The following is a 12771-nucleotide window of genomic DNA, read 5'->3' as shown; positions in this document are numbered from 1 at the left end:
AGGTCCCGCAAGGGGCCCGACGGGTTTCCCCGGCTGCGGATGCGACCTCCCTCACCACCCTGACAAGCCGACAGACAGAGAGAGACATCGTGGCGAACCAGTCCCGCCCCAAGGTCAAGAAGTCGCGTGCCCTCGGCATCGCGCTGACCCCGAAGGCCGTCAAGTACTTCGAGGCCCGTCCCTACCCGCCGGGTGAGCACGGTCGTGGCCGCAAGCAGAACTCGGACTACAAGGTCCGTCTGCTGGAGAAGCAGCGTCTGCGCGCGCAGTACGACGTGTCCGAGCGCCAGCTCGTCCGCGCCTACGAGCGTGCCTCCAAGGTCCAGGGCAAGACCGGTGAGGCCCTGATCATCGAGCTGGAGCGTCGTCTCGACGCGCTGGTCCTGCGTTCGGGCATCGCCCGCACGATCTACCAGGCCCGCCAGATGGTCGTTCACGGCCACATCGAGGTCAACGGCCAGAAGGTCGACAAGCCGTCCTTCCGCGTCAAGCCGGACGACGTCGTCATGGTCCGCGAGCGCAGCCGCAGCAAGACCCTGTTCGAGGTCTCCCGCGCCGGTGGCTTCGCCCCCGACGGCGAGACCCCGCGCTACCTCCAGGTGAACCTCGCCGCCCTGGCCTTCCGCCTGGACCGCGAGCCGAACCGCAAGGAGATCCCGGTGATCTGCGACGAGCAGCTCGTCGTCGAGTACTACGCCCGCTGATCACCTCACGGACGTAGCACCACCTTTCGCGTCAGCCCGCCGTCTCTCCGCCCTTACGGGTGGGCGAGGCGGCGGGCTTTCGCATGTCCACGCCCACCGGCGCATGCCGTACCGGCCCATGCGGCACCGGTACGGCGTCGAGCGGCCGCCGCTGCCCCAGTGCCCGTGCCACGGCCGCCTCCCGGCCGAGCCGCGCACCCTCGCGTACGCGCTCCTCGTACGGTCCGTCGCCCAGCCGCTCCCGGGCCATCGCCTCGCACAGCTCGTGCGGCGCGTTGTAGTACGCCGAACCGAACAGCGGCAGACCCACCGACGGCCACATCCCGCCCGCCGCGCCCTGCAGCAGCGCGGCCTCGGCGGCATCACCCTCCGCCGCCGTGACGAGGGCCAGCAGCTCGACCGCCAGCACCGAGCCCAGCAGATCGCGGAAACCGTGCGCGCTGCCCAGACAGTCCGCCAACAGGTCGCGCGCGAGCGGGAGTTCGCCCTCGCTCCAGGCGACGTAGGCCAGGACGTACAGCGCGTACGCCCGGGTCCACCGCTCGCCGTGGTCCTCGCAGACCCGCCGTACGTCCTCGCACAGCTTCACCGCGTCCGCCAGATCGCCCTGGAAGGCCCGCGCCATCGCCAGCTCGACCTGGCCCATCAGCACGTTGCTGTTCAGCTCGCCGATCTGCTGATAGCGGTCGAGCGCCGAGCGCAGCAGGGTTTCCGCGCGCGGCATGTCGTCCGTGACCAACGCCAGGCAGCCGGTGCGGTGCTCGGCGTACGCGACGGCCGTGTGGTTCGCGGTCTGGTCCGCCTCCTCGCGGCACTCCTGGAGCGCGGCGAGCGCGGGCACGGTGTCGCCCTGGAGGATCGCCACATAGCCGAGCACCCACAGGGCCTTCAGGCGCGACTGGTCGTTGTCGGAATCGAGCTGCACGGCCTGCTCCAGCCAGTGCCGGCCCTCCGAGAGCCGCCCGCAGCCCGCCCAGTAGAACCACAGGGAGCCCGCCAGATACTGGCCCAGATGCGTCTCGTCCGGCTCGGTCAGGCAGTACTCCAGGGCCCCGCGCAGATTCGGCAGCTCCGCCTCGACCCGCGCGGCGACCTCGCCCTGGCGCGGCGAGAACCAGTCCAGCTCGCACCAAGTGGCCAGCCCCAGGTACCAGTCGCGGTGCCTGCGCCGCAGCCGCGCCACGTCCCCGGTCGCCTCCAGCCAGTCGGCGCCGTAGGCGCGGATCGTGTCGAGCATCCGGTAGCGCAGCCCCGCCGGTGTCTCCTCGCGGACGACCACGGACTGCGCGAGCAGTTCGGACAGCACGTCGAGGACGCCGTCCGAGGGCAGTCCGTCGCCACCGCAGACGTACTCGGCGGCCTCCAGGTCGAAGCGCCCGGCGAACACCGACAGCCGCGCCCAGAGCAACCGCTCCTCGGGCGTGCACAGTTCATGGCTCCAGCCGATCGCCGTCCGCAGTGTCTGGTGCCGGGGCAGCGCGTCCCTGCGCCCGCCGGCCAGCAGCCGGAACCGGTCGTCGAACCGCGCCAGCAACTCCCCGGGCGACAGGGCCCGCAGCCGCCCCGCCGCCAGTTCCACGGCGAGCGGAATCCCGTCCAGCCGCCGGCACAACTCCCGTACGTCAGCGTCCTCTTCGCCGAGGACGACCCCCTGCTGCGCGGCCCGCTCGGCCAACAGCTCCGTCGCCTCGCCCTGGCCCAACGGCGCCAGCGCCACCACGCGCTCGCCCGCCAGTTCCAACGGCCGCCGCCCCACCGCCAGCACCCGCAGCCCCGGCACCCGCCCCACCAACTCGGCGACCAGCGGGGCGCACACCTCCACCAGATGCTCGAACCCGTCCAGCACCAAGAGAAGTTGACGCTCTGTCAGATGGGCGAGGAGTGCCTCGCGCGGCAGCCGCGTGGTGTGATCCGTCAGCCCCAGCGCCTCCACGACCGCGAAGTCCACGAGTTCCGGATCGCGCACCGGCGCCAGCTCCACCCGCCACACGCCGTCCGGGGGAGCGGACCGGGCCGCGGCGTGGGCCGCGAGCCGGGACTTGCCGACCCCGCCAGGCCCGGTCACCGTGACCAGACGCGAGGCGTCGAGCGCCCGCGCCAGTTCGGTGAGTTCGGCCGTGCGGCCCACGAACCGGTCGGGTTCGAGGGGCAGATTGCCGTCCGCGGTGGCGTCGCCGTCATGGGAAGCTCGCATGGAACACGGAGCGTACTGAACCGTATTCAGTCCGTACAATCGCTTCGCTCAACTCCACTGCGCGCGGGGCGGGAATGCGGTACGGAGCGCCACGCCCGGCGCGATAGGCTCGGGGCCAGTTATCTACAGGTGTTTGCGAGAGAGGGTGTCAGGTGTCCGGTGGAGAGGTGGCCGGGATCCTGGTGGCCGTCTTCTGGGCAATCCTGGTCTCCTTCCTCGCCGTCGCACTGGTGAGGCTGGCCCAGACGCTCAAGGCGACCACCAAGCTCGTCGCGGACGTCACCGACCAGGCCGTCCCGCTCCTGGCGGACGCCTCCGCGGCGGTGCGCTCGGCGCAGACCCAGATCGACCGGGTCGACGCGATCGCCTCCGACGTCCAGGAAGTCACCTCGAACGCCTCCGCCCTGTCCACCACTGTCGCCTCCACCTTCGGTGGTCCCCTCGTCAAGGTCGCGGCCTTCGGCTACGGCGTCCGCCGGGCCCTGGGCGGCCGGCGCGAGGACGTGCCCGCGCCGTCGGGGGCGTCCCGTCGTACGGTGATCGTGGGCCGTACCGTCCCGGCCGGACGGCGGGGCAAACGCACCCGGAAGAAGGACTGACCGAGCGATGTTCCGCCGTACGTTCTGGTTCGGCACGGGCGTGGCCGCCGGTGTCTGGGCGACCACCAAGGTCAACCGCAAGCTGAAGCAGCTGACCCCCGAGCACCTCGCCGTCTCCGCGGCCAACAAGGCGCTCGAAGCCGGGCACCGGCTCAAGGACAGCGCGGTGGGCTTCGCGCTCGATGTCCGCGCGGGCATGGCCCAGCGGGAGGCCGAACTCGGCGACGCGCTGGGGATCAACGCCCCGGTCGACCCCGAACTCCCCGCCCCCAGGCAGCACATCGCCATCGAGAACCGCACGAACCCGATGTCCGTCGAAAGAAACGACAGGACGACGTACTCGTACAACCGGAATGAGGACCACTGATGGAGTCGGCTGAAATCCGCCGCCGCTGGCTGAGCTTCTACGAGGAGCGCGGCCACACCGTTGTCCCCTCGGCGTCGCTCATCGCGGACGACCCGACTCTGCTCCTGGTCCCCGCCGGCATGGTCCCCTTCAAGCCGTACTTCCTCGGCGAGGTCAAGCCGCCGTGGCCGCGCGCCACCAGCGTGCAGAAGTGCGTGCGTACGCCCGACATCGAAGAGGTCGGCAAGACCACCCGGCACGGCACGTTCTTCCAGATGTGCGGCAACTTCTCCTTCGGCGACTACTTCAAGGAAGGCGCCATCACCTACGCCTGGGAGCTGCTCACCTCGCCCCAGGACAAGGGTGGTTACGGCCTCGACCCCGAGCGCCTGTGGATCACGGTCTACCTCGACGACGACGAGGCCGAGACCATCTGGCGCGACAGGATCGGCGTCCCGGCCGAGCGCATCCAGCGCCTCGGCAAGAAGGACAACTACTGGTCGATGGGCGTTCCCGGCCCCTGCGGCCCGTGCTCCGAGATCAACTACGACCGCGGCCCCGAGTTCGGCGTCGAGGGCGGGCCGGCCGTCAACGACGAGCGGTACGTGGAGATCTGGAACCTCGTCTTCATGCAGTACGAGCGCGGCGAGGGCATCGGCAAGGAAGACTTCGAGATCCTCGGCGAGCTGCCCAGCAAGAACATCGACACGGGCCTAGGCCTGGAACGCCTCGCGATGATCCTGCAGGACGTGCAGAACATGTACGAGATCGACACCTCCATGGCCGTCATCAAGAAGGCCACCGAGCTGACCGGTGTCGAGTACGGCGACGCGCACGACTCGGACGTCTCCCTGCGCGTGGTCACCGACCACATGCGCACCTCCGTGATGCTCATCGGCGACGGCGTGACCCCCGGCAACGAGGGCCGCGGTTACGTCCTGCGCCGCATCATGCGCCGCGCCATCCGCAACATGCGTCTCCTCGGTGCCACGGGTCCGGTCGTCAAGGACCTCATCGACACGGTCATCGCGATGATGGGCCAGCAGTACCCGGAGCTCGTCACCGACCGCCAGCGCATCGAGACCGTGGCCCTCGCCGAGGAGGCCGCCTTCCTCAAGACGCTGAAGGCCGGCACCAACATCCTCGACACGGCCATCTCCGACACCAAGGAGTCGGGTGGCACGGTCCTCGCCGGCGACAAGGCGTTCCTGCTCCACGACACCTGGGGCTTCCCGATCGACCTCACCCTCGAAATGGCCGCCGAACAGGGCCTTTCCGTGGACGAGGACGGCTTCCGCCGCCTGATGAAGCAGCAGCGCGACCAGGCCAAGGCCGACGCCCAGGCCAAGAAGACCGGCCACGCCGGCGTCGGCGCCTACCGCGCCATCGCCGACCAGGCCGGCGAGACCGACTTCATCGGCTACTCGGACACCGTGGGCGAGTCCACCATCGTCGGCATCCTCGTCGACGGCGTCTCCTCCCCGGCCGCCACCGAGGGCGACGAGGTCGAGATCGTCCTCGACCGCACCCCGTTCTACGCCGAGGGCGGCGGCCAGATCGGCGACACCGGCCGCATCAAGGTCGAGTCCGGTGCCGTGATCGAGATCCGCGACTGCCAGAAGCCGGTACCGGGTGTCTACGTCCACAAGGGCGTCGTCCAGTTCGGCGAGGTCACCGTCGGCGCCAAGGCGGAAGCGGCGATCGACATCCGCCGCCGCACCGCCATCGCCCGCGCCCACTCGGCCACCCACCTCACCCACCAGGCGCTGCGTGACGCCCTCGGTCCGACGGCCGCGCAGGCCGGTTCGGAGAACCAGCCGGGCCGCTTCCGCTTCGACTTCGGTTCGCCGTCCGCGGTTCCCACCGCCGTGATGACCGACGTCGAGCAGAAGATCAACGAGGTGCTCGCCCGCGACCTGGACGTGCACGCCGAGATCCTCAGCCTCGACGAGGCCAAGAAGCAGGGCGCCATCGCCGAGTTCGGCGAGAAGTACGGCGAGCGGGTCCGCGTCGTGACCATCGGCGACTTCTCCAAGGAGCTGTGCGGCGGCACCCACGTCCACAACACCTCCCAGCTGGGCCTGGTCAAGCTGCTCGGCGAGTCGTCGATCGGCTCCGGAGTCCGTCGTATCGAAGCGCTCGTCGGTGTCGACGCCTACAACTTCCTCGCCCGTGAGCACACGGTCGTCGCCCAGCTCCAGGAGCTGATGAAGGGCCGCCCGGAGGAGCTTCCGGAGAAGGTCTCCGCCATGCTCGGCAAGCTGAAGGACGCCGAGAAGGAGATCGAGAAGTTCCGCGCGGAGAAGGTGCTCCAGGCCGCCGCCGGTCTCGTCGAGTCCGCCAAGGACGTGCACGGCATCGCCGTCGTCACCGGCCAGGTCCCGGACGGTACGACCCCCGACGACCTGCGCAAGCTGGTCCTCGACGTGCGCGGCCGTATCCAGGGCGGACGCGCCGCCGTGGTCGCCCTCTTCACGGTCAACAACGGCAAGCCGCTCACCGTCATCGCCACCAACGAGGCCGCCCGCGAGCGCGGTCTCAAGGCCGGTGACCTGGTGCGCGCCGCCGCCAAGACCCTCGGCGGCGGCGGTGGCGGCAAGCCGGACGTCGCCCAGGGCGGCGGCCAGAACCCGGCCGCCGTCGGCGAGGCCGTCGACGCCGTCGAGCGCCTCGTCGCCGACACGGCGAAGTAAGAAGCGGTCGAGAGTATGCGAAGAGGACGTCGACTCGCGCTCGACGTCGGGGACGCCCGCATCGGGGTCGCCTCGTGCGACCCCGACGGGATCCTCGCCACTCCCGTCGAGACGGTCCCCGGCCGGGACATCCCGGCGGCACACCGCCGGCTGAGGCAGCTCGTCGAGGAGTACGAACCGGTCGAAGTCGTCGTCGGCCTCCCGCGCTCCCTCAAGGGCGGCGAGGGACCGGCCGCCGTGAAGGTCCGGGCCTTCGCCCAGGAGCTGGCCAGGGGCATCGCCCCGGTACCGGTCAGGCTGTTGGACGAACGGATGACCACAGTGACGGCCAGTCAGGGACTGCGCGCCTCGGGTGTCACCTCCAAGAAGGGCCGCTCAGTCATCGACCAGGCAGCCGCCGTCATCATCCTTCAGCAGGCGTTGGAATCCGAACGGGTGTCAGGTAAACCACCCGGCGAGGGCGTCGAAGTGGTCATCTGATCGCGATACGGTAACGTTCCGCGCGATGCGATGGTGTTCGAACAGCCATGGCACAGCAAGAGGCGGGACGGGAGCCGGAGCCCCAAGCGCCGCGACCGCCGCCTCGCGGCTCTAGGGGATCGATGACTGAGTATGGCCGGGGCCCAGGCTCCGAACCGTGGCATCCGGAGGACCCGTTGTTCGGGGACATCGGATGGGAAGGCCAGCAGGCCCACGTGGGCCAGCAGTCTTCCTACGACGGCCAGCAGCAGCACTATCCGGAACAGCCGCAGCAGCCGCAGCAGTACGGCGACTGGGGTCACGGCCAGCAGGCCGACTACGGTCAGGCGCAGCAGCAGTACCAGGTCTACGACGAACAGGGCCGCCCGCAGTACCCCGATCAGCACCAGCAGTACAACGACCAGCACCAGCAGTACAACGACCAGCAGCAGTACGCCGATCAGAGTCATCAGCAGTACGCCGGTCAGCAGCAGCAGTACCAGCAGAACGGCTGGGACGGCACCCATACGCATGCCCAGGTCCCGTACGCCGCCGACCCTGGTGACCCGTACGGGCAGCAGGCCGCCGCCTATGGCGAACAGCAGCCCGATTTCTACGGCACGCCCGACGCGTTCCCGCCGCCGGAGCCGCCCGGCAAGCGCCGCACGGAACCCGAACCGGAGCAGACGGACTGGGACCCGGGTCCCGATGAAGGCGAACACGCGTTCTTCGCGGGTGGCGGCGACGACGATGACGAGGCCGACGACGAGCCTGAGGACGGCCGCCGACGCGGCAAGGGCAAGGGCGGCAAGGGCAAAGGTGGCAAAGGCGGCAAGGAGAAGAAGCGCCGCAACGGCTGCGCCTGCCTGGTCGTCGTCCTGGTGTTCGGCGGCGGTCTCGCCGGCGTCGGCTATTTCGGCTGGCACTTCTACCAGAACCGTTTCGGCTCGGCGCCCGACTACGCGGGCGACGGCACCGGTTCGGTCAGCGTCACCATCCCCAAGGGCGCCTTCGGCTCGGACATCGGGCAGAAGCTGAAAGAGGCGGGCGTCGTCAAGAGCGTCGACGCGTTCGTCGCCGCCCAGTCGCAGAATCCTGACGGGAAGAAGATCCAGGCGGGCGTCTTTCTGTTGAGGAAAGAGATGTCGGCCGCAGCCGCCGTCAAGCTGATGCTCGACCCCAAGAGCCAGGACAACCTGATCGTCGCCCCCGGCTGGCGAAACGCTCAGGTCTACGCGGCGATCGACAAGAAACTCCAGATTTCCAACGGCACCACCAAGGCCGTCGCCAAGAAGGAATTCAAGAGCCTCGGACTGCCCAGCTGGGCGAACGACAACGCGAACATCAAGGACCCGCTGGAGGGCTTCCTCTACCCGGGAACCTATGGCGCCGCCAAGGGCATGAAACCCGAAACGGTCCTCAAACAGATGGTCGCCCAGGCCAACGACAAATACGACTCGATCGACCTCTCGGCGAAGGCCAAGGCACTCAACCTGGACAGTCCGCTGCAGGTCATCACGGTCGCGAGCCTCGTCCAGGCCGAGGGCAAGACGCACGACGACTTCCGGAAGATGGCCGAAGTCGTCTACAACCGGCTCAAGACCACGAACACCGAGACCAACCGTTACCTGCAATTCGACTCGACCTTCAATTACCTGAAGGGTCAGAGCAACATCCGCATCAGCGAGTCCGAGATCAACAGCAACAAGGACCCGTACAACACCTACACCCAAAAGGGCCTGCCGCCCGGACCGATCGACAACCCCGGTGCCGAGGCTCTGGCGGCGGCACTGAATCCGACCCGCGACGGCTGGATCTACTTCGTGGCGACCGACGGCCAGAACAAGACCGAATTCGCCAAGACGTACGCCGAATTCCAGCGACTCAAGGAAGAGTTCAATGCCAGCACGGGCAACTGACGCCCGCCGGGCAGCCGTGCTCGGTTCACCCATCGCCCACTCCCTCTCCCCGGTACTGCATCGCGCGGCATACGGGGAACTGGGCCTCGACGGCTGGTCCTACGACCGCTTCGACGTCGACGAAGCCGGCTTGCCGGGGTTCTTCGAGAACCTCGGACCGGAGTGGGCGGGGCTGTCCCTGACGATGCCGCTGAAGCGCGCCGTCATACCCCTCCTCGACGAGATCAGCGAGACCGCGGCGTCCGTGGACACGGTCAACACGGTCGTGTTCACCGAGGACGGCCGCAGCGTCGGCGACAACACCGACATCCCCGGCATGGTCGCCGCCCTCCGCGAACACGGCATCGAACAGGTCGACTCGGCCGCGATCCTCGGCGCCGGCGCCACGGCCTCCTCCGCGCTCGCCGCCCTCTCCCGGATCTGCACCGGCGAGGTCGTCGCCTACGTCCGCAGCGAGGCCCGCGCCGCCGAGATGCGCCAATGGGGCGAGCGGCTCGGCCTGGAGGTCCGTACCGCGGACTGGGCCGACGCGGCGGAGGGTCTGCGCGCCCCCCTGGTCGTCGCGACCACCCCGGCCGGCACCACGGACGCCCTCTCCCCCGCCGTACCGGAGCGCCCCGCCACCCTCTTCGACGTCCTCTACGACCCCTGGCCCACCGACCTCGCTGCCCGCTGGTCCGGCTACGGCGGAGCCGTCGTCAGCGGCCTGGACCTGCTGGTGCACCAGGCCGTACTCCAGGTGGAGCAGATGACCGGCCACCGGCCCGCCCCGCTGGACGCGATGCGCAGAGCGGGCGAGAAGGCCCTGGCCGACCGCTGACACGGACCCCGCAGGGGCGCTGGCCGCTGACCTTGGTCGTTCGGCGTCCGCTCTCTGGACCGTCGGCCAGGTCCGTGTGCCGAACGTGGGAGGATCGGGGACGGCGGGCCAGGGCCGCGCACCCGGTCACGCCGACGCCGTACGCGAGGACGCGCGTACGCAGGGCAGTACCAGGGCGCGAGCATGAGGAGCACCGTTGAGCAGGTTGCGCTGGCTGACCGCGGGGGAGTCCCACGGTCCCGCACTCGTGGCGACGTTGGAGGGTCTTCCCGCCGGCGTGCCGATCACCACGGAGATGGTGGCGGACCACCTGGCCCGGCGTCGGCTCGGCTATGGGCGCGGTGCGCGAATGAAGTTCGAGCGCGACGAGGTCACCTTCCTCGGCGGTGTCCGCCACGGCCTCACCCTCGGTTCCCCGGTCGCGATCATGGTCGGCAACACGGAGTGGCCCAAGTGGGAGCAGGTCATGGCGGCCGACCCGGTCGACCCGGAGATCCTGGCCGGGCTGGCCCGCAACGCCCCGCTGACCCGCCCGCGCCCCGGCCACGCCGACCTGGCGGGTATGCAGAAGTACGGCTTCGACGAGGCCCGCCCGATTCTGGAGCGCGCCTCCGCGCGGGAGACCGCGGCGCGGGTCGCGCTGGGCGCGGTGGCCCGGTCGTACCTCAAGGAGACGGCCGGCATCGAGATCGTCTCGCACGTGGTCGAGCTGGCCTCCGCGAAGGCCCCGCAGGGCGTGTACCCCACGCCGGCGGACGTCGAGAGGCTGGACGCCGACCCGGTGCGCTGTCTGGACGCGGACGCGTCGAAGGCGATGGTCGCGGAGATCGACCAGGCCCACAAGGACGGCGACACGCTGGGTGGTGTGGTCGAGATCCTGGCCTACGGTGTCCCTGTCGGCCTGGGTTCCCACGTGCACTGGGACCGCAAGCTGGACGCCCGCCTCGCCGGTGCCCTCATGGGCATCCAGGCCATCAAGGGCGTCGAGATCGGCGACGGCTTCGAGCTGGCGCGGGTGCCGGGGTCCAAGGCGCACGACGAGATCGTGAAGACCGGCGAGGGCATTCGGCGCGTCTCCGGCCGTTCCGGCGGTACCGAGGGCGGGCTGTCCACCGGCGAACTGCTGCGGGTGCGCGCCGCGATGAAGCCCATCGCGACCGTGCCGCGTGCGCTGCAGACCGTGGACGTGGTCACCGGTGAGGCCACTCAGGCCCACCACCAGCGCTCCGACGTGTCAGCCGTCCCGGCCGCCGGGATCGTCGCCGAGGCGATGGTCGCCCTCGTCCTCGCGGACGCGGTGGCGGAGAAGTTCGGCGGCGACAGCGTGCCCGAGACCCGGCGCAACGTCCGCTCGTACCTCGAGAACCTGGCCATCCGGTGACCGCGGCCCCGCTGGTGGTCCTGGTCGGCCCGATGGGTGTGGGCAAGTCGACGGTCGGCCGGCAGCTGGCCGAGCGGCTCGGTGTCGGCTACCGGGACACCGACGACGACATCGTGGCCGCCGAGGGCCGCACCATCGCCGAGATCTTCGTCGACGAGGGCGAGCCGGTCTTCCGCGCGATCGAGAAGCGTGCAGTGGCCCGGGCCCTGGGCGAGCACGGCGGTGTCCTGGCCCTGGGCGGCGGCTCGATCCTCGACGAGGACACGCGCGCGCTGCTCGCCTCCCACCGGGTCGTCTACCTCTCCATGGACGTGGACGAAGCTGTCAAGCGCACCGGCCTCAACGCGGCACGCCCGCTGCTCACCATCAACCCGCGCAAGCAGTGGCGCGAACTGATGGAGGCCAGGCGCCACTTGTACGCCGAGGTCGCGCAGGCCGTCGTACCCACCGACGGCCGCAGCCCCGAAGAGGTCACCCAAGCCGTCCTGGACGCAGTGGAGTTGAAGGAAGCATGAGCGAGTCAGTGACGCGGATCCAGGTCGGCGGCACGGCGGGCAGCGACCCGTACGAGGTCCTTGTGGGCCGTCAACTCCTGGGCGAGCTGGGCGGGTTGATCGGTGAGAAGGCCAAGCGGGTCGCCGTCATCCACCCCGAGGCACTGGCCGAGACCGGTGACGCGCTCCGTGCCGATCTGGCGGGGCAGGGCTTCGAGGCCGTGGCCATTCAGGTGCCCAACGCGGAGGAGGCCAAGACCGCGGAGGTCGCCGCCTACTGCTGGAAGGCCCTGGGCCAGTCCGGGTTCACGCGCTCCGACGTCATCGTGGGCGTCGGCGGCGGGTCCACCACCGACCTGGCCGGTTTCGTCGCCGCGACCTGGCTGCGCGGGGTCCGCTGGATCGCCGTCCCGACCACCGTGCTCGCCATGGTGGACGCGGCCGTCGGCGGCAAGACCGGCATCAACACCGCCGAGGGCAAGAACCTGGTGGGCTCCTTCCACCCGCCGGCCGGCGTGCTCTGCGACCTCGCAGCGCTGGACTCCCTCCCGGTCAACGACTACGTCTCCGGGCTCGCCGAGATCATCAAGGCCGGCTTCATCGCCGACCCGGTGATCCTCGAACTCATCGAGTCCGACCCGCAGGCCGCCCGCACCCCGGCCGGACCGCACACCGCCGAGCTCATCGAACGCTCCATCAAGGTCAAGGCCGAGGTCGTCTCGGCCGACCTCAAGGAGTCGGGTCTGCGCGAGATCCTCAACTACGGCCACACTCTCGCGCACGCCATCGAGAAGAACGAGCGCTACAAGTGGCGCCACGGTGCCGCAGTGGCCGTGGGAATGTACTTCGCGGCCGAACTGGGCCGTCTCGCGGGCCGGTTGGACGACGCGACGGCCGACCGCCACCGCACGGTCCTCGAATCGGTGGGTCTCCCGCTCAGCTACCGCTACGACCAGTGGCCCAAGCTCCTGGAGACCATGAAGGTCGACAAGAAGTCCCGCGGCGACCTGCTCCGCTTCATCGTCCTCGACGGCCTGGCCAAACCCACCGTCCTGGAGGGCCCCGACCCGGCCGTCCTCCTCGCCGCGTACGGCGAAGTGGGCGAGTAAGTCCCACCGAGCCCCACCCACCCGATTTGCCTTGCGCGGATGGGCACTTCGGC

Annotated in this window: 11 protein-coding genes; 10 read left to right on the top strand and 1 reads right to left on the bottom strand. The window is 69.9% G+C overall.

Annotation, left to right across the window (positions count from 1 at the left end):
* Positions 1-89: 89 nt before the first annotated feature.
* On the top strand, positions 90-704 hold the full coding sequence (gene rpsD / locus AB0I51_RS06170) for a 30S ribosomal protein S4 (protein WP_362660023.1): 615 nt from the start codon (positions 90-92) through the stop codon (positions 702-704).
* Between the two features lie 31 nt (positions 705-735).
* On the opposite strand, the gene AB0I51_RS06165 is transcribed toward rpsD, so the two are convergent.
* A complete protein-coding gene (locus AB0I51_RS06165; RefSeq protein ID WP_362971952.1) occupies positions 736-2898 on the bottom strand; it encodes an AAA family ATPase in 2163 nt (720 codons plus the stop codon).
* A 152-nt stretch (positions 2899-3050) separates the two neighbouring features.
* On the opposite strand from AB0I51_RS06165, the gene AB0I51_RS06160 reads away from it, so the two are divergent.
* From AB0I51_RS06160 to aroB, 9 genes are all read left to right on the top strand, one after another.
* A complete protein-coding gene (locus tag AB0I51_RS06160) occupies positions 3051-3497 on the top strand; it encodes a DUF948 domain-containing protein (protein WP_063739143.1) in 447 nt (148 codons plus the stop codon).
* A 7-nt stretch (positions 3498-3504) separates the two neighbouring features.
* Positions 3505-3864, top strand: coding sequence for a hypothetical protein (locus AB0I51_RS06155; RefSeq protein ID WP_362971949.1), 360 nt, complete (start codon positions 3505-3507; stop codon positions 3862-3864).
* Positions 3864-6536: an alanine--tRNA ligase gene (gene alaS / locus AB0I51_RS06150; RefSeq protein WP_362971948.1), complete on the top strand. Its 2673-nt coding sequence runs from the start codon at positions 3864-3866 to the stop codon at positions 6534-6536. The genes AB0I51_RS06155 and alaS overlap by 1 nt, the downstream gene beginning before the upstream one ends.
* A gap of 15 nt (positions 6537-6551) precedes the next feature.
* A complete protein-coding gene (ruvX, locus tag AB0I51_RS06145) occupies positions 6552-7016 on the top strand; it encodes a Holliday junction resolvase RuvX (protein WP_262062293.1) in 465 nt (154 codons plus the stop codon).
* Between the two features lie 122 nt (positions 7017-7138).
* Positions 7139-8914 carry an endolytic transglycosylase MltG gene (gene mltG / locus AB0I51_RS06140; protein ID WP_362971945.1) on the top strand — a complete coding sequence of 592 codons (1776 nt, stop codon included), beginning with the start codon at positions 7139-7141 and terminating at the stop codon, positions 8912-8914.
* Entirely contained in the window at positions 8895-9734 is an 840-nt protein-coding gene (locus tag AB0I51_RS06135; RefSeq protein WP_362971943.1) for a shikimate dehydrogenase, read from the top strand. Before mltG ends, AB0I51_RS06135 begins: the two co-directional genes overlap by 20 nt.
* Before the next feature lie 196 nt (positions 9735-9930).
* Positions 9931-11115: a chorismate synthase gene (gene aroC / locus AB0I51_RS06130; protein WP_362971941.1), complete on the top strand. Its 1185-nt coding sequence runs from the start codon at positions 9931-9933 to the stop codon at positions 11113-11115.
* A 32-nt stretch (positions 11116-11147) separates the two neighbouring features.
* A complete protein-coding gene (locus tag AB0I51_RS06125) occupies positions 11148-11630 on the top strand; it encodes a shikimate kinase (RefSeq protein WP_362972517.1) in 483 nt (160 codons plus the stop codon).
* On the top strand, positions 11627-12718 hold the full coding sequence (gene aroB / locus AB0I51_RS06120) for a 3-dehydroquinate synthase (RefSeq protein WP_362971939.1): 1092 nt from the start codon (positions 11627-11629) through the stop codon (positions 12716-12718). The genes AB0I51_RS06125 and aroB overlap by 4 nt, the downstream gene beginning before the upstream one ends.
* Positions 12719-12771 lie beyond the last annotated feature (53 nt).

Origin of the sequence: Streptomyces sp. NPDC050549, from assembly GCF_040655035.1 — a bacterium.
Lineage (GTDB): Bacteria > Actinomycetota > Actinomycetes > Streptomycetales > Streptomycetaceae > Streptomyces.
The sequence above is the reverse complement of the archived record's forward strand: the minus strand, read 5'-3'. Positions and strand labels throughout refer to the sequence as shown.